This window comes from Laspinema sp. D2d (genome assembly GCF_025370755.1).
Classification (GTDB): domain Bacteria; phylum Cyanobacteriota; class Cyanobacteriia; order Cyanobacteriales; family Laspinemataceae; genus Laspinema.
The window spans coordinates 19286-38060 of sequence record NZ_JAMXFC010000050.1 but is presented as its reverse complement, the minus strand read 5'-3'; the positions used below and the strand labels follow the sequence as shown (position 1 = coordinate 38060).

Annotated in this window: 12 protein-coding genes; 9 read left to right on the top strand and 3 right to left on the bottom strand. The window is 50.0% G+C overall.

Annotated features, from left to right (window positions below; all coding sequences use genetic code 11):
- Positions 1-200: 200 nt before the first annotated feature.
- A complete protein-coding gene (locus NG796_RS23925; protein WP_261209723.1) occupies positions 201-614 on the top strand; it encodes a hypothetical protein in 414 nt (137 codons plus the stop codon).
- A gap of 163 nt (positions 615-777) precedes the next feature.
- Here the strand turns inward: NG796_RS23925 and NG796_RS23920 are convergent, their stop codons facing one another.
- The 3 genes from NG796_RS23920 to hisD form a co-directional block, all read right to left on the bottom strand.
- A complete protein-coding gene (locus tag NG796_RS23920) occupies positions 778-1221 on the bottom strand; it encodes a universal stress protein (RefSeq protein ID WP_261209721.1) in 444 nt (147 codons plus the stop codon).
- A gap of 170 nt (positions 1222-1391) precedes the next feature.
- The gene (locus NG796_RS23915; protein ID WP_261209719.1) at positions 1392-1577 is read right to left on the bottom strand and encodes a hypothetical protein; all 186 of its coding nucleotides are present in this window, start codon (positions 1575-1577) and stop codon (positions 1392-1394) included.
- A 12-nt stretch (positions 1578-1589) separates the two neighbouring features.
- Complete coding sequence (gene hisD, locus NG796_RS23910) at positions 1590-2891, bottom strand: histidinol dehydrogenase (protein ID WP_261209717.1); 1302 nt, start codon at positions 2889-2891, stop codon at positions 1590-1592.
- Between the two features lie 607 nt (positions 2892-3498).
- Here hisD and rpsT point away from each other — a divergent pair.
- The 8 genes from rpsT to NG796_RS23870 all read left to right on the top strand — a co-directional run bounded on the left by rpsT (position 3499) and on the right by NG796_RS23870 (position 18636).
- On the top strand, positions 3499-3804 hold the full coding sequence (gene rpsT / locus NG796_RS23905; RefSeq protein ID WP_261209715.1) for a 30S ribosomal protein S20: 306 nt from the start codon (positions 3499-3501) through the stop codon (positions 3802-3804).
- A 206-nt stretch (positions 3805-4010) separates the two neighbouring features.
- A complete protein-coding gene (locus NG796_RS23900; RefSeq protein WP_261209714.1) occupies positions 4011-4793 on the top strand; it encodes a TatD family hydrolase in 783 nt (260 codons plus the stop codon).
- Between the two features lie 412 nt (positions 4794-5205).
- Positions 5206-8508 carry a DNA-directed RNA polymerase subunit beta gene (rpoB, locus tag NG796_RS23895; RefSeq protein WP_261209712.1) on the top strand — a complete coding sequence of 1101 codons (3303 nt, stop codon included), beginning with the start codon at positions 5206-5208 and terminating at the stop codon, positions 8506-8508.
- A gap of 203 nt (positions 8509-8711) precedes the next feature.
- Complete coding sequence (locus tag NG796_RS23890; RefSeq protein ID WP_261209710.1) at positions 8712-10586, top strand: DNA-directed RNA polymerase subunit gamma; 1875 nt, start codon at positions 8712-8714, stop codon at positions 10584-10586.
- 200 nt (positions 10587-10786) lie between these two features.
- The gene (locus NG796_RS23885) at positions 10787-14860 is read left to right on the top strand and encodes a DNA-directed RNA polymerase subunit beta' (protein WP_261209708.1); all 4074 of its coding nucleotides are present in this window, start codon (positions 10787-10789) and stop codon (positions 14858-14860) included.
- Positions 14861-15237: 377 nt separating this feature from the next.
- Entirely contained in the window at positions 15238-15891 is a 654-nt protein-coding gene (locus tag NG796_RS23880; protein WP_261209706.1) for a Uma2 family endonuclease, read from the top strand.
- 24 nt (positions 15892-15915) lie between these two features.
- A complete protein-coding gene (locus tag NG796_RS23875; protein WP_261209704.1) occupies positions 15916-16569 on the top strand; it encodes a Uma2 family endonuclease in 654 nt (217 codons plus the stop codon).
- Between the two features lie 171 nt (positions 16570-16740).
- Positions 16741-18636, top strand: a complete 1896-nt coding sequence (locus tag NG796_RS23870) for a tetratricopeptide repeat protein (protein WP_261209702.1) — start codon at positions 16741-16743, stop codon at positions 18634-18636.
- The last annotated feature ends 139 nt before the right edge of the window (positions 18637-18775 follow it).

Here is an 18775-nt window from a genome sequence, read left to right as displayed (position 1 = left end):
CTGCTTCCCCTGCTTCCCCTGCTTCCCCTGCTGCCCCTGCTTCCCCTGCTTCCCCTGCTTCCCCTGCTTCCCCTGCTTCCCCTGCTTCCCCATCTCCCCCATCCTCCCCATCCTCCCCATCCTCCCCCATCTACCCATCCTCCCCTCGCCTGGTCTGCCATACTAAAAGGGAAAACCACCACAGGCAGTCAACCTCAACTATGTTAGGCAGTTTTCAACAAGCTCATCTGAGAATCGAAGTGGACGCACCAGAAACCGTGATTCGCGACAGTCTCCTACGCCGCGATCGCCTCCAACAATGGTTATGGACCCAACGCTTCTCTACACCCCTGCCGGAAGAGTTGCACTCCGGTGTCACCTTTACCATTTCTCTCGGTCCCTTGACGATTCGACATTTCGTAGAACGTGCTGACCCAAATTGTCTGCGACTATTGTTGAGTGGCGGCATTGATGGATTCCACGAATGGTACTGGGGGGAGGGGTGGGTACAGTCCCGCCTAGAAGGGGTCTCTTTACTCCCGCTGAATTTAAGCCATACGATGAATTTATTGCGTCTGCGAGAGTTTGTCGCTCAGACTAAGGCTGTTTCCCCGTCAGGGAACTCCAAAAAATAAAATCTTCCATCATAGATCCCCCCAACCCCCCTTCAAAACGCCAATGGGCTTTTCCAGTTCTGCGAAATCTTTCATGCAGAACTTTTTTTATTTTTATGGAAATCCCTAAAGCCTCCTTTCAGTCATCCCAGAAACCGGGTTTCTGGGCAAGAAATCCGGTTTCTTATGTTCCTTGGGCGGGTAAGACGGGCTTAACAACTAGAACAGAACAAGAGGCATCCGTTACCACTTGAGAACTCACAGAACCTTGTAAAATTCGATTCATTCCGGTTAAGCCTCGGCTGCCAATTAAAATTAAATCAGCCTGGTAAATATTAGCCAAGCGGACAATTTCTTCAGCGGGATCTCCGGTAACAATTTCGAGTTCAGTTTGACAAGGAATTTTTTCTTGATAGGATTGAAGTTTTTTTTCAATAGCCCGATACGGGATATCTTCCGTCTCGACTTGGGGTCTATCCACCACTATATCTAAATCCGATGTCGGCTTGGACATTACATTAGCCAGAATGACTTGAGTCATGGTTTCAAGCTTCAGGTTATGCAAGGTCGCAATGACTTGCTCTGATAAATCCGAACCGTCAAGTGCTACAAGAATGGTACTAATCACAATGCCGCTCTCCTAATTCGCTATTGGCAACCTTCAAGTTTGGGCAACCGGCTTCAATGGTACGGGAAAAAAGATTTCAGCCGAGAAAATCGCCTCAACGCTTAGTTTAGCGGCATTATAGTGGGAATGCTGAGGGAGAAACAATCGGAATTGTTTTTAAATAGGCCCGGTCATGTGGGAAGGGTTCTGGTATGACCGGAACAAAAGGGCGATCGCCAGGGTTGGGGGCGATTCATCCCATAAAAAAGCCGACCTGTGACGGTCAGCAGAAAATTATCTAACGGATTTAAAGGAGATAGAGTCGATGGTTCGGGTTGTCCAGAGGCGATCGCCCCTGGGGTTGGGGTGAAAACCATCGACGACAAAAGTTAGGGGCCATCTTGGACGCGCTTGCGGACCGAATCCCCATGAGAGGGTAAACCTTCGGCTCTGGTGAGCACATCGATCGCACCGGCCACCTTTTGCAGTGCCTTGGGAGAATATTGAATCAAACTGGAGTGTTTCATAAAGGTTTCCACCCCCAAAGCTGAGGCATAACGAGCCGATCCCGAAGTGGGAAGGGTATGGTTAGGGCCTGCGAGGTAATCGCCGACAGCTTCAGGGGTGGAGTTCCCGAGGAAGATGGCACCAGCATGACGAATCGACTCCAGTAAATCCCAAGGGTCGCTGACTTCGAGTTCTAGGTGTTCTGGGGCAAATTCATTGGAGAGTTCGGCGGCAATTTGCAGGGAATCAACCACAATGACAACACCGTAATGGGCGATCGCCTTTTCGGTGAGGGTCCGACGTGGGTGATCAATCAGTTGGTCCTCGACTTCAGCGACAACCTTGCGAGCGATCTGAGCATCGGTGGTAATCAGAATGGCGGCGGCGAGGGGGTCATGTTCAGCTTGCGCCAGCAAATCCGTGGCGATATGAGCCGGATTTCCTTGGGAATCGGCAATAATCAGGACTTCCGAGGGACCGGCTAAGGAGTCAATGCCCACGGTTCCAAAGACCTGCTTTTTCGCCAAGGTGACATAAATATTGCCCGGTCCGGTAATCACATCCACTTTAGGGATGGTTTCGGTGCCATAGGCTAAGGCGGCGATCGCCTGAGCGCCCCCCACTCGATAAATTTCCTGGATTCCCGCTTCTTGGGCCGCCACCAGGACTGCTGGGTTCACCGTTTTTTCCGGTCCCGGAGGGGTGCAGATCACAATCCGGGGGACCCCAGCGACCTGAGCCGGAATTGCATTCATCAGCACGGTACTGGGGTAGGCGGCCCGCCCCCCCGGAACGTAAAGCCCCGCTCGATCTACGGGGGTATAACGTTTACCCAGCACCACCTCATCCTCCCCAAATTGAACCCAAGATTTGGGGACACGCTGACGATGGAACGCTTCAATGTTCTGCTTTGCCAAGCAAATGGCGTCTAGGAGTTCTTTTGACACCTGCTGATAGGCGGCATCCAATTCGGAGCCGCTCACGCGCAGGTCTTCGGGCTTTAAGGATTGCCCGTCGAACTCAGCCGTATAATGCAAGAGTGAGCGATCGCCTTGGCGTTTGACCGCTTGGAGCACTTCCCGAACCGTTGCCTCTTTATGGAGAACTTGGTCGTCGTGGGTGCGATCGCAGATGCGCCGGAGTTCAGCTTGTGCCTCAGCCCGCTGTGTAATAATTCGCAGCATGGAGTTAGGAGATAATCGACAGGTATTGCCCTTGAGGAGAACGGGTCGCTCGCCACATCAACCGCGACTACCGATGCTTTTGCTTTGGCTTACCCGTCCCCGTCTTCTCTAGCTTAACCTGGATTTTATTCAACGGAAATGCATTTTCCCCTTGATTCGATGGTATAGTGTTTTCTCAAAAACATGACGCTAGAACACTCTCATTCTTTTAGGATGAGCTTAACTCTTGCGCCTTAACTTGCTTTCTGTGTTAAAATTCCTTTCTGTGTTAAAATCTATTGGGTCGCTGACCAGCCAAGGCGCGAGGAAACAGGGTTAACGTCCTACTCCGCAACTTGGAAAGCCGAACCGTCACTATCCGTAAAAAAACTGGGAGACCCTGCGGTCAGGACGGAAAGAATCCACTAGCGTGGGGCGCACGCGAAGTCAAGCTTGGGGAGTAGCCTTTAAGTGGACGATGTGAAAGCATCCGTTCTGGCTAGACATGAATGTGTAAGACCGAAACTGGATCTCTCAGTGTAGGCCACGTTCAGCCCAAGAATCTCCGCTCTTTTAAGGTGGAGAATCGTCAAAATTGTTCCCGTATTGAGTTCTGGGCTTATCGACTGTGGCTAACATTAAGTCTGCTATCAAGCGCGTCCAAATCGCCGAACGCAATCGCTTGCGTAACAAATCTTATAAATCAGCGGTCAAAACCCTGATCAAGAAATGTGTGACCTCTGCCGAGCAATACGGCAGCAATCCCACACCGGAGTTGAAGGAAGAGATCCATAATCGGCTTAATGCCGCTTACAGCAAGATCGACAAAGCAGTAAAATGCGGTGTTCTTCATCCTAACAACGGCGCTCGCAAAAAATCCAATTTAGCCAGAGTTGTTAAACAACACGAATTGGCGCAATCGGCTGCTTCGTAGGGATAACCCTCAAGGCAGGGTTGAGGTCATGGACGACATCGGGAGACCGAGGGCGTCCTTGTTGGTTGGACTAAAAGCCTGAAAAGCCCTAGTCCAACCCCATTCCCCCTGCTGATTTTTCATTCGTTAATGCCCTGGTTCAAAGACGTGAAACTTCGCGGCTTTCAGCGGTTAAATCTTTCCATCCCAAGAGCGCGTCGATTCCGATGCAATTGATAGATACGCACGTTCACATTAATTTTGAGCGGTTTGACTGCGATTTAGAAGCGGTCCGCGAACGTTGGCATGAAGCCGGGGTCGTGCATCTTGTGCATTCCTGCGTCACGCCGGAAGAATTTGGCAGTATTCAAGGACTCGCCAATCGGTTTGGGGAAATTTCCTTCGCCGTGGGCTTGCATCCTCTGGAGGCCCATCAATGGTCCTCCCAACTTGGCGATCGCATTGAAGAGTTAGCCGCATCCGAGGCGCGAGTGGTCGCCATTGGAGAAACTGGGCTAGACTTTTATAAGGCCGAAAATCAACAGCAGCAACAAGAAGCCTTTATTGCCCAGCTAGAAATAGCCCAGCGGCTGAATAAGGCGGTGATTATCCATTGTCGGGATGCCTCCCGGGAGATGGCTGAATTATTGCGGGGTTTCTGGTGCGATCGCGGTCCTGTTCCCGGGGTCATGCATTGTTGGGGCGGAACTCCCGAGGAGACCCAATGGTTTCTCGACTTAGGCTTCTATATTAGCTTTAGCGGGATTGTCACTTTCAAGAATGCTCAAAGTATTCAAGAGTCCGCTCGTCTCGTCCCCAGCGATCGCCTCCTGGTCGAAACTGACTGTCCGTTTTTGGCCCCGGTTCCCAAACGCGGCAAACGCAATGAACCCGCCTACGTTCGCTACGTGGCGGAACAAGTGGCGACCCTGCGCGGGGTTTCCTTTGAAACCTTAGCCGCCCAAACCACAGATAATGCTTGTCGCCTCTTTCAACTCACCCTGGGATGAGTGGACCTTTAGAATAGAACACCCTGCTGTGCGATCGCACCCCTAAACCCGACCATTTCTTGACGCTAAAAACGAACGAAGCTATAATAATGGGTTACCTGAAAAAAATGCAAAAATTGCCTAAATCTGAATTTCACCGCAATGGCTATCCCTTGATGGATAGCTTAAATCGTTGATTGGGAGACCCATAAAGTTGCTAGAAAAAAACCTATCTTTAACCCGAGAACAGTGCCAAGCCACAACGGGAGTTTAAACTAAACTGCGTCACCAAACAGCACTCTTTGAAACAAAAGCACCAGAGAGACGAAGCCTGAAAGGTGAATCTGTAGCGGTTCATTCTTCTGTCCCAGGTCTTTATTTTCTCCTTCCCTAAACTTGCGTAGAATTCACAGCGTAGAGGCGATCGACACAAATGAATAATCCGACCTACCCAGCAGCAACGGCATTTACCCTTCCCGATCTCGTCGAGATTCAAAGGGCGAGTTTCCGTTGGTTTCTTGAATTAGGACTGATTGAAGAACTCGACAGCTTTTCCCCCATCACTGACTATACGGGAAAACTAGAATTACATTTTATAGGGAAGGACTACAAACTCAAGCGTCCAAAATATGATGTAGATGACGCAAAACGCCGGGACAGTACCTACGCGGTGCAAATGTATGTGCCAACCCGACTCATCAACAAAGAAACCGGCGAAATCAAAGAGCAAGAAGTCTTCATCGGCGACCTGCCCTTAATGACCGAACGGGGAACCTTCATTATTAACGGGGCCGAACGAGTCATCGTTAACCAAATTGTTCGTTCTCCCGGAGTGTACTACAAATCCGAGACCGACAAAAATGGCCGACGGACCTACAATGCCAGCCTGATCCCCAACCGGGGGGCATGGCTGAAATTTGAGACGGACAAAAATGATTTAGTTTGGGTCCGCATTGACAAAACCCGCAAATTGAGCGCCCAAGTGCTGCTTAAGGCCCTGGGACTGAGTAATAACGAGATTTTCGATGCCCTGCGCCACCCCGAATATTTTCAAAAAACCATTGAAAAAGAAGGGGAATTCACGGAAGAAGAAGCCCTGATGGAGCTTTACAAGAAGCTGCGTCCCGGGGAACCCCCCACGGTATCGGGAGGCAGTCAGCTTCTGGATTCGCGCTTCTTTGACCCGAAACGGTACGACTTGGGACGGGTAGGCCGCTATAAGCTGAATAAAAAATTGCGCCTGTCGGTACCGGATAACGTCCGGGTATTAACGCCCCAGGATATTCTGACGGCGATCGACTACCTGATTAACCTGGAATTCGACGTGGGACAAAGCGATGACATTGACCACTTAGGCAATCGTCGGGTGCGATCGGTCGGCGAACTCTTACAAAACCAAGTCCGAGTCGGACTCAACCGCTTAGAAAGAATCATCCGGGAACGGATGACCGTTTCTGATGCCGATTCCCTCACCCCCGCCTCCTTGGTCAACCCCAAACCCCTCGTCGCCGCCATCAAGGAATTCTTTGGGTCCTCTCAGCTTTCGCAGTTTATGGATCAGACCAACCCCTTAGCGGAACTGACCCACAAACGCCGCTTGAGCGCCCTCGGTCCAGGCGGTTTAACCCGGGAACGGGCTGGATTTGCAGTCCGGGATATTCACCCCTCCCACTACGGACGGATCTGCCCGATCGAGACTCCAGAAGGTCCCAACGCCGGATTAATTGGTTCCTTAGCCACTCACGCCCGCGTCAACCCCTACGGATTTATCGAAACCCCGTTTTATCCCGTCGAAAATGGTCGCGTCTTGCGGGAACGGGGTGCACTGTTTATGACTGCCGATGAGGAAGATGATCTGCGAGTTGCACCTGGGGATATTACCGTGGATGAAGGCGGTTATATCCAAGGTGAAACCGTCCCCGTGCGCTATCGCCAGGATTTCACCACCACCACACCGGATCAGGTGGACTATGTGGCGGTTTCTCCCGTTCAGATTATCTCCGTGGCTACATCCCTGATTCCCTTCCTGGAACATGACGATGCTAACCGCGCCCTGATGGGTTCTAATATGCAGCGGCAAGCCGTGCCGCTGTTACTGCCAGAACGCCCCTTAGTCGGGACCGGCCTGGAAGCCCAAGCCGCCCGAGATTCTGGTATGGTTGTCGTTTCTCGGACTGATGGGATCGTCACCTTTGTGGATGCCACCAAGATTCGCGTCCAAGACCCCAACGGTCGGGAAATGGAATATCAGTTACAGAAATATCAGCGGTCCAACCAAGACACCTGCTTGAACCAGCGTCCCCTGGTCTTTGAAGGGGATGATGTAGTTGCCGGACAAGTCTTAGCGGATGGGTCCTCCACGGAAGGAGGCGAGTTGGCCCTGGGTCAGAATATTCTTGTGGCTTATATGCCTTGGGAAGGATATAACTACGAAGACGCCATCCTAATTAGTGAGCGTCTAGTTTATGACGACCTCTACACCTCAATTCACATTGAGAAATATGAAATTGAGGCACGACAAACCAAGCTAGGACCGGAAGAAATTACCCGAGAAATTCCTAACGTCGGGGAAGATTCCCTGCGTCAGTTAGATGAAGGGGGAATTATCCGGATTGGGGCCTGGGTTGAATCCGGGGATATCCTGGTGGGTAAAGTTACGCCCAAAGGGGAGTCCGACCAACCCCCAGAAGAAAAGCTCTTGCGGGCGATTTTCGGGGAAAAAGCCCGGGATGTACGGGATAACTCCCTGCGAGTCCCGAACGGGGAAAAAGGCCGGGTTGTCGATGTGCGGGTGTTTACCCGGGAACAAGGGGATGAACTGCCCCCCGGTGCCAACATGGTCGTGCGGGTTTATGTGGCCCAGAAGCGGAAAATCCAGGTCGGAGACAAAATGGCCGGTCGTCACGGGAATAAGGGAATTATTTCCCGGATTTTGCCCCTAGAAGATATGCCCTACCTGCCCGATGGGACCCCGTTGGATATTGTGTTGAATCCCTTGGGTGTGCCTTCGCGGATGAATGTGGGCCAGGTGTTTGAGTGCCTCCTGGGATGGGCCGGACAAAATCTGGGGTCCCGGTTCAAAGTCGTGCCGTTTGATGAAATGCATGGCAGCGAAAAATCTCGGGAAACCGTGCACGGCAAGTTGCAAGAAGCGCGCAATAAGACGGGTAAGGATTGGATATTTAACGAAGACCACCCTGGGAAAACCCTCGTTTATGATGGCCGGACGGGAGAGGCATTTGACCGCCCCATTACCGTGGGTAAGGCGTATATGCTCAAGCTGGTGCATTTGGTGGATGACAAGATTCACGCCCGTTCTACGGGACCCTATTCTTTGGTCACCCAGCAACCCCTCGGCGGTAAAGCGCAACAAGGGGGCCAGCGGTTTGGAGAAATGGAAGTTTGGGCCTTGGAGGCATTTGGGGCCGCTTATACCTTGCAGGAATTGTTGACGGTTAAGTCTGATGATATGCAGGGACGGAATGAAGCGTTGAATGCGATCGTCAAAGGAAAAGCGATTCCTCGTCCGGGAACTCCAGAGTCTTTCAAAGTGCTGATGCGAGAGTTGCAGTCGCTGTGCTTGGATATTGCGGTGCATAAAGTGCAGACCCAGGAGGATGGCACGTCTCGGGATGTTGAAGTTGACTTAATGGCGGATGTGGCAAATCGTCGCACCCCCTCCCGTCCCACTTATGAATCTGTGTCGCGGGAAGCTTTAGAGGAAGAGGAAGAGTAATTTCTTCTCCTGGAGATGGGGGAGATGGGGGAGATGGGGGAGATGGGGGAGATGGGGGAGATGGGGGAGATAGGGAAGAATAATCCTCCCCACCTTCCCCATCCTCCCCACCTTCACCACCCTCCCCGCCTTCACCACCCTCCCTGCCTCTGATTCCAAATGACCAAGGACCAAGGACAAAGTTTACAAGGGGATATCATCGAATGCCAAAGATTGAGCAACGCTTTGATTATGTAAAGATTGCGATCGCCTCCCCAGACCGAATTCGGCAATGGGGTGAACGAACTCTGCCGAATGGTCAAATTGTCGGCGAGGTCACTAAACCAGAAACCATTAATTACCGCACTTTAAAACCGGAAATGGACGGTTTATTTTGTGAGCGGATTTTTGGTCCTGCGAAAGATTGGGAATGTCATTGCGGTAAATATAAGCGAGTTCGCCATCGCGGCATTGTTTGTGAGAGATGCGGTGTAGAAGTTACTGAGTCTCGCGTGCGTCGGCATCGCATGGGCTTTATTCGGTTAGCTGCACCCGTTGCTCATGTTTGGTATCTCAAGGGGATTCCTAGCTATATCGCTATTCTCCTGGATATGCCCTTGCGGGATGTGGAACAAATTGTCTACTTTAATGCCTATTGTGTTCTCAGTCCCGGAAATGCCGATAATCTGCAATACAAGCAACTCCTGAGTGAAGATGCTTGGATGGAAATCGAGGACCAACTCTATAGTGAGGATACGGAACTCATCGGCATTGAGGTCGGGATTGGTGCCGAAGCGCTGCAACGGTTATTGCAAGACCTCGACTTAGAAGCAGAAGCGGAACAGTTGCGCGAAGAAATCGCTAACTCCAAAGGTCAAAAGCGCGCCAAATTGATTAAACGTTTGCGCGTTATTGATAACTTTATTGCCACGGGATCTCAACCGGATTGGATGGTTCTGGAATATATTCCCGTGATTCCGCCGGACTTGCGCCCGATGGTGCAGTTGGATGGGGGACGGTTTGCCACGAGTGACCTGAATGATTTGTACCGTCGGGTGATTAACCGGAATAATCGGTTAGCCCGCCTCCAAGAGATTTTGGCCCCGGAAATCATCATTCGGAATGAAAAACGGATGTTGCAAGAAGCCGTGGATGCCTTAATTGATAATGGTCGTCGGGGACGAACTGTGGTGGGTGCTAATAACCGCCCGCTGAAATCTTTGTCCGACATTATCGAAGGGAAACAAGGACGATTCCGGCAAAACTTACTCGGAAAACGGGTGGACTATTCTGGACGTTCTGTGATTGTGGTTGGTCCAAAACTGAAGATTCATCAGTGCGGATTGCCTCGGGAAATGGCGATCGAACTCTTCCAACCCTTCGTAATTCACCGCCTGATTCGTCAGGGTTTAGTGAACAATATTAAGGCGGCCAAAAAGCTAATTCAACGGGCTGATCCGAGTGTTTGGGATGTGTTGGAAGAGGTGATTGAATCTCACCCCGTGCTGTTAAACCGTGCACCTACTCTGCACCGTTTAGGGATTCAAGCCTTTGAGCCGATTTTAGTCGAAGGACGCGCGATTCAATTGCACCCGTTAGTTTGTCCGGCATTTAATGCTGACTTTGACGGAGACCAAATGGCGGTGCACGTTCCTCTAGGTTTAGAGGCTCAAGCCGAAGCCCGGTTGTTGATGTTAGCTTCTAACAATATTATGTCTCCGGCAACGGGACGGCCTATTGTTACTCCCTCTCAGGATATGGTGTTGGGTTGTTATTATTTGACGGCCCATAATCCTAAAGCACATAAAGGTGCAGGCGGTTATTTTGCCTCATTACAGGATGCCATTATTGCTTATGAGCAAGGGTTAATTGAGTTACACGCTTTGATTTGGGTGCGCCTAGATTTGGACTGGGATATTGATTCAGAAACGAAAGAAACAGAACCCGAAATCACCAAACATTCCGATGGAACGGTGACCAAACTCTATGCCGATCGCCGCCTCCGAGAAGATGCCAATGGCAATCTCTTGTCCCAATATATTCACACCACTGCAGGCCGAATTATCTTCAATAAAACCATTGCCGATGTGTTGAGTTAAGGCGGTCAGTAGATAGGGAAGCAGGGAAGATAGGGGGGATGGGGAAGATAGGGAAGCAGGGGTAGATAGGGAAGCAGGGGTAGAATAATCTCCTCCATCTCCCCTATCTCTTCAATCTCCCTAATCCCCTCAATCTCCTCTCATCAGTCAAAGGACAACGGACTAATGACTAAAGTCAAAGGACAAAGGACAAAAGACTAATGACTAAAAATAAGTTCACTTTCTACAACCGAGTTATTAATAAAGGCCAAATTAAAAGCCTAATTTCCCGAACTTTTGTGCAGCATGGGACGGCCCGGAGTGCCCAAATTGCCGATCGCCTCAAAGATTTGGGATTCCGCTATGCCACAAAAGCCGGGGTTTCTATTAGTGTGGATGACTTGATGATTCCTCCCTCCAAGCGAGATTTATTGATGGGGGCGGAACGGGAAATCACTTTAACCGAAAGCCGCTATGCCCGAGGGGAAATCACTGAAGTTGAGCGGTTCCAAAAAGTTATTGATACTTGGAATAGTACCAGTGAATCTCTCAAAGATGAGGTGGTGCGTCACTTCAAAGAAACCGACCCCCTGAACTCCGTCTATATGATGGCCTTCTCTGGGGCGCGGGGGAACGTCTCTCAGGTGCGGCAGTTGGTGGGGATGCGGGGCTTGATGGCAAATCCCCAGGGGGAAATTATTGACTTACCCATTAAGACTAATTTCCGCGAAGGGCTGACCGTTACCGAATATATCATCTCCTCCTACGGGGCGCGGAAAGGATTAGTCGATACCGCGCTACGGACGGCGGATTCCGGCTATCTGACTCGGCGTCTGGTGGATGTCTCCCAAGATGTGATTGTCCGGGAAGTGGACTGCGGCACGACTCGCGGGATTCCGATGGAGTCCATGAAAGATGAGGACCGGATTCTGATTCCTTTGAGCGATCGCCTGTTTGGTCGGGTCACCGCTGAGGATATCATTTCCCCCCAAACTGGGGAGTTGATTGCCGCCCGCAATCAGCCAATGGATGATGACCTCTCGGAAAAAATTATGAAACATGGGGTAGAACGGGTGATGGTGCGATCGCCCCTCACCTGTGAAGCCTCCCGTTCCGTCTGTCAGCTTTGCTATGGCTGGAGTCTAGCGCATGGCAAACTTGTAGATATGGGAGAAGCCGTTGGGATTATCGCCGCCCAATCCATCGGCGAACCCGGTACTCAACTTACCATGCGGACCTTCCACACCGGAGGGGTCTTCACCGCCGAAGTCGCCCGGACCGTAATCGCCGCCTTCGCCGGGACCGTCCATTATTCCCCCACCATGCGGGCGCGGGCATTCCGGACCCGTCATGGGGAAGATGCCTTTGTGGTGGAAAATGCCAAATCAGAAATTACCCTGCAAGCTGAAGGCCGCAAAGAAGTTTTTGATGTCTTCCAAGGCACGGTTCTCTTGGTTCCTGATGGGGCTAAAGTGGAACGGTTGACCCTGCTGGCGGAAGTCCCCCTACCGGGACGGACTCGCCGAACCACGGAAAAAGCCACCAAGGACGTGGCCTCCGACTTAGCCGGGGAAGTGGTCTTTGCCGACTTAATGCCAGAAGAGAAGAAGGACCGCCAAGGCAATGCTACCCGCACTGCCACCCGGGGGGGTCTGGTCTGGATTTTATCCGGTGAGGTTTATAACCTACCCCCAGGGGCTGAACCTGTGGTCAGAAATGGCGATCGCATCCAACCCGGTGGCGTCCTGGCTGAAACCAAACTCGTCACCGACAATGGCGGGATCGTCCGTCTGCCGGAAGAAATGGAAAACCGACCCTCTTCCATGCCTCGGGAAGTTGAGATTATCACCGCGTCCGTGACTTTGGACCGCGCCACGGTTTATGCCACCTCTACCGGAGGTCGAGACCATTACACCATTGAAACCGTTGGCAAACAGTTATTCTCCCTGAAAGCCACCCCGGGAACCAAGGTGTTGAATCATCAGGTGGTGGCTGAATTAATTGATGAAACCTACCGCACCCACAGCGGGGGGATTATTAAATATGCCGGAGTGGAAGTCCAGAAACGGGGCAAAGCCAAACAAGGCTATGAAGTCGTTAAAGGCGGCACTTTGCTCTGGATTCCGGAAGAATGCCACGAAATCAACAAGGATATTTCCTTGCTGCTGGTGGAAGATGGTCAATTTGTCGAAGCGGCGACAGAAATCGTTAAAGACATCAAATGCGCCAGCAGTGGGGTGGTGGAAGTCACCCAGAAAAATGACATTCTTCGGGAAGTGACCATCAAGCCCGGGGAATTGATTATGATTGAGGATCCCGAGGAAGTGGCGATCGCCAATGGCAGTCTCGTCAATCCCGGTCAAGAGATTATCCCCGGACTCATCGCCCAGGAATTGCGCTATGTGGAAATCCTGGAAACCCCTGAAGGTCCAGCCTTGTTGCTGCGTCCCGCTGTGGAATATCCCGTCTTAGATGAACCCGCCATTCCCTCTCAGGAATCCCTGAACAATGGGGAAGAGGCCATGATTCAACTGCGCGCCGTCCAGCGCTTGCCCTATAAAGATGGGGAACGGGTCAAATCCGTAGAAGGGTTGGAATTGCTGCGGACCCAGTTAGTCCTGGAAATTGATAAAGACGCCCCCGGATTAGCCGCCGATATTGAATTAGTGCCGGTGGAGGAAGAAGAACTGCTCTCTTCAGAAGAGTTAGACCCTTCTAAAGGTGCACCCATGCGCTTACAGTTGGTGATTCTGGAATCCTTAGTCATTCGCCGGGATGTCGTTGCAGATACCACCCAAGGCAGTACCCAAACTCGTCTGTTGGTGAAAGATGGCGATCGGATTCCCCCTGGGGCCGTTGTCGCCCGTACCGAAATTCTCGGCAAAGAAGCCGGTGAAATTCGCGGGATTCGCGAAGGATCCGAGGCGATTCGCCGGGTCCTGGTGGTCCGAGATGATGATGTCATTACCGTAGACTCGAAGGAAGAACCCACCGTCAAAGTGGGAGATTTTGTGGTGGAAAACACCGAAATCGCCCCCGGGGTGCGGATGCCGGATTCAGGTCAAGTCATCGAAGTGAACGACCTGGAGCCTTCCGATGACTCCGCCTTGTCCCAGGGAAATTACCACATGAAATTGCGTCTGGCTCGTCCTTACCGCGTGTCCCCCGGGGCCGTGCTTCATGTGGATGATGGCTCCTTGGTGCAACGGGGGGATAACCTGGTGCTACTGGTGTTTGAGCGTACCAAGACCGGGGATATTATTCAAGGGTTGCCCCGGATTGAAGAACTGCTGGAGGCCCGTAAACCCAAGGAGGGTTGCATTTTGGCAGCGTTACCCGGAGTGGCCCAAGTGGTCTATGGGGATGATGATACCGTCATTTTAAAAGTGGTAGAAGAGGATGGGGCCGTTACCGATTATGAAATTGGCCCCGGTCAAACTCTACTGGTGAGTGATGGTCAACGGGTCAAAGCTGGGGAACCGCTCACCGATGGACCGAGCAATCCTCATGAGATTTTGGAGATTTTCTTTAATCTGCCCGGGGAACGGAATTATGAGCATACGCTGTTGAGTTTCCAGCAGGTGCAAACGTTCTTAGTGAGTGAGGTGCAGTCGGTATATCTATCCCAAGGGATTGATATTAGTGATAAGCACATTGAGGTGATTGTGCGTCAGATGACGAACAAAGTGCGAATCGATGATGGCGGAGATACGACCATGCTACCTGGGGAGTTGATTGAACTGCAACAGGTGGAACGGGTAAATGAAGCCATGTCGATTACCGGCGGTGCACCGGCGAAATATACCCCGCTGTTGTTGGGGATTACAAAGGCGTCGTTGAATACGGATAGCTTTATCTCGGCAGCTTCCTTCCAGGAGACAACTCGGGTACTGACTGAAGCGGCGATCGAGGGCAAATCGGATTGGTTGCGCGGGTTGAAGGAAAACGTGATTATTGGACGCCTGATTCCTGCGGGAACTGGGTTCAATGCCTACGAAGATATGATGCTCCTGCCGGATGATAGCGCATACGACGGGGTGCTGGAGGAGGAAGAAGAGGAGTTTCCCGATGTCGTCCTTGATGACCATACCGCCCGGGCTTACCGGAGTACCGGGATGGAGTTAGAGGAGGAGATTTTGACTCCTGATGATGAAGATGCGGACGATGAGTTTGCTCTACCCGATTTGGGCGTGAAAGGGGCCAAAGACGTGCGATCGCTCTCCATCCTAGAGGAAGACTTCGAGGACGATGATGATTTTGATGATGACGATGACATTGAAGATGACTTTGAGTAAGGTTGTCCGACACCGTTAGTTCTCATCACACCAGAAACCGGGTTTCGAGCAATCCAACTTCTTGTGAGAAACCCTGCTTCTAACCCACTCGATACCCATGAAGTAAAGTGAGCCATTATAGCGCACTTGCTAATCAGTAAGTGAGATAAAACTCCCCGATTGGAATTTGATTCTAATTGGGGAGTTTTTTTATCTCACATTACGGCTAAACAGCTAAACAGAAGTGGCTTTCGGAGGGGGTGTAGGCGATGCGATCGCCCCCAAAGACCTAGACAAAGCTATAATATCCTCAAACAAAGCCCTCCACCTCGATTCACACAGGCGATCGCAGTGGAGGGAGTCAAACGAAATTTTCGTAGTTGGGAGCCAATTTTCTGATGATTACCACCCCCAAAACCAAAGCACCCACCCCAGGCAGAGTCTTACTCCAGAATATTACCTGGGAGACTTACGAACGCTTATTAAATGAAATAGGAGATCATCGCAACATTCGCCTACATTATGACCGAGGATTATTAGAAATCATGACCCCATTATTTGAACATGAGAATCCCAAGCGAATATTAGAAAAATTCGTGGACGCGTTAGCAGATGTCCTCAATATTGAAATTGTGAGTGCTGGTTCAACTACCCTCAATCGCCCAGATTTAGCACGCAGTTCAGAACCCGATTCCGGGTTTTATATCCAAAATGAACCACAGATAAAAGGCAAACGCACCATCGATTTAAAAATCGACCCACCACCGGATTTAGTTATCGAAATCGAGGTTACCAGTAGTTCCATTAACCGAGAGGGGATTTATGCGGCAATGGGAGTACCGGAAATCTGGAGATGCGATCGCGGTGAGGTCAAGTTTTTACAATTGCAGTCCGGCAACTATGTAGAAACTGAGCATTCTCTAGCTTTTCCAGTATTACCCGTTACCGAAGTCGCCAAGTTTTTAGAACAAAGCCAAACCGTAGGGGAAACTACGTTATTAAAAGCTTTTCGCACTTGGGTGAAAGAGCAAATTCAATCCAAATCTCAGTAAGCGATCGTTGGAGGAAATTTTATCATGATTACCACCCCTAAAACCAAAGCACCCACAGGAGGCAGAGTCTTACTCCAGAATATTACCTGGGAGACTTACGAACGCTTATTAAATGAAATGGGAGATCAGCGCAATATTCGCCTACATTATGACCGAGGATTATTAGAAATCATGACCCCACTATTTGAACATGAGAATCCGAAAGAATTAATCACGGCGCTTGTGGGTGTGTTAGCAGATGTATTAAATATAGAAATAATTAGATCGGGTTCCACTACATTAAAAAACCCAGACTTGGCTCGCGGTTCAGAACCCGATTCAAGTTTTTATATCCAAAATGAGACTGCTATCAAAGGCAAACGGAACCTCGACCTGAAAACCGACCCGCCGCCGGATTTAGTTATCGAAGTGGATGTCACCAGCAGTTCCATTGACCGAGAAGGGATTTATGCAGCAATGGGAGTACCGGAAATCTGGAGATGCGATCGCAGTGAGGTCAAGTTTTTGCAATTGCGATCGGGCAACTATGTAGAAACCGAGCACTCTCTAGCCTTTCCCGTATTACCTGTTACCGAAGTCGCCAAATTCCTAGAACAAAGCCAAACCGTAGGGGAAACCACCTTATTAAAAGCCTTTCGCGCCTGGGTGATAGAGCAAATTAAAGCAGACAACTCCTAGCAGGTAAATCCCTCTTGTCCTAAAGTTCTAGCAAGGGGATGACGTCCGCCTAAATTTGCTCCTATAATCATAGTGGGAATGATCGACTGTTTTTATTTGAATAGGGCAAGCCTTCATCGGCAAAGCAATTGTGTTGAACAACAATTCACTCATTCACTCAGGAGTAAAATTATGATTACACTGCGAAAGGGCCACGCTACGGAAATCATATTACTTGCTTTACTGCTGCTGGGGGGAGGGGCTTGTACATTTTTTAATGAAATTCGGACCAATGATGCCGATGGTTACCACCGTCGGGGTCTTACCTACTATCAACAAGGGAAATTGAGTGAGGCGATCGCAGATTTTACTCAAGCCATTAACCTTAATCCCCAGGATGCTATTGTCTACTACAACCGGGGAATTGCCTATGGGAACCAAGGGAAATTGAGTGAGGCGATCGCCGATTTCACCAAAGCGATTAACCTTAATCCCAAGGATCCTACTGTCTATCACTATCGGGGTCTTGCCTACTACTACCAAAAGAAAGTGAGTGAGGCGATCGCCGATTATAACCAAGCTATTAACCTAGATCCTAACTTTGCCAAGGCCTACGTCAACCGGGGGAATGCCTACTCCGACCAAGGCAAATTGAGTGAGGCGATCACAGATTATAACCAAGCCATTAACCTGAAGCCTAACTATGTTAGTGCCTACTACAATCGAGGTCGTGCCTACTATGAGCAAGGGAAGTTGAGTGAAGCGATCGCGGGTTATACTAAAGTCATTGACATAGAACCCAATCATGCCGATGCTTACCACGGGCGGGGGATTGTCTACTATAAGCAAGGGAAATTGAGTGAGGCAATTGCGGATTATACGAAAACTATTGAAATTAATCCTAACCATGCCCGTGCTTACTACAACCGGGGTCTTACCTACTCTGACCAAGACAAATTGAGTGAGGCGATCGCGGATTATACGAAAGCCATTAACCTCTATCGTAACTATGCTGATGCTTACAACAACCGGGGGAATGCTTACTATGACCAAGGGAAATTGAGTGAGGCGATCGCGGATTATACCCAAGCTATTGACCTAGATCCCAATGATGCCAAAGCTTACAACAACCGGGGGAGTGCCTATGACGACCAAGAAAACTTGAGTGAGGCCATTACAGATTATACTAAAGCTATTGAGATTAATCCTAAGTATGCCCGTGCTTACTATAACCGTGGGCCTGCTTACGAAAAGCAAGGAAAATTGAGTGAGGCGATCGCAGATTATACCCAAATCATTAATCTTGATCCCAACGATGCCGATGCCTACACTTTACGGGGGAGTGCCTACTATGACCAAGGAAAATTGAGTGAGGCTATCATAGATTATACTAAAGCCATTAATCTTAATCCCAAGGATGCCGACGGCTACACTTGGCGGGGAATTGCCTACTATGACCAAGGAAAATTGAGTGAGGCAATCACTGATTATACGAAAGCCATTAGTCTTAATCCGAACTATGTCATTGCTTACAGCAGGAGGGGTAGTGCCTACTATGACCAAAAGAAATTGAGTGAGGCGATCGCGGATTATACTAAGGCTATTAACCTTAACCCCAACAATGCCGATACCTATACCTGGCGGGGGATTGCCTATTATGATCACGGAAAAGTGACTGAGGCGATCACAGATTATACCCAAGCCATTAACCTTAACCCCAACTATGCCATTGTTTACAGAAAGAGAGGGAATGCCTACTCTGACCAAAAGAAATGGAGTGATGCGATCGGGGATTATACTAGAGCCATTGAACTTAATTCCAACGATTCCCTTGCCTACAAGAACAGGGGGATTGCTTACCATTATCAAGGGAATTTGAGTGAGGCGATCGGGGATTATACTAAAGTGATTGAACTTAATCCCAACGATGCTCTTGCCTACTACAACCGGGGGATTGCTTATCGAAAACAAGGAGAGTCCAAGAAAGCTATCGACAATTTTCAAAAATCAGCTAGTTTATATCAGCAACAAGGAAAAATAAGCGACATGGAGGAGGCCCTGAACCAAATTAAAAAGTTAGAGTTATAACTTATTGACACATCCCCGGCTATAAATTCTAGTACACAAAACCCAAACCCTAACGAGTGATTTGGATGCCTATTAACCTCCATCTCCATCAGAGATAGACTTGATCAACCCTGGAACTTTCCCACGAAGTCAGTAATCA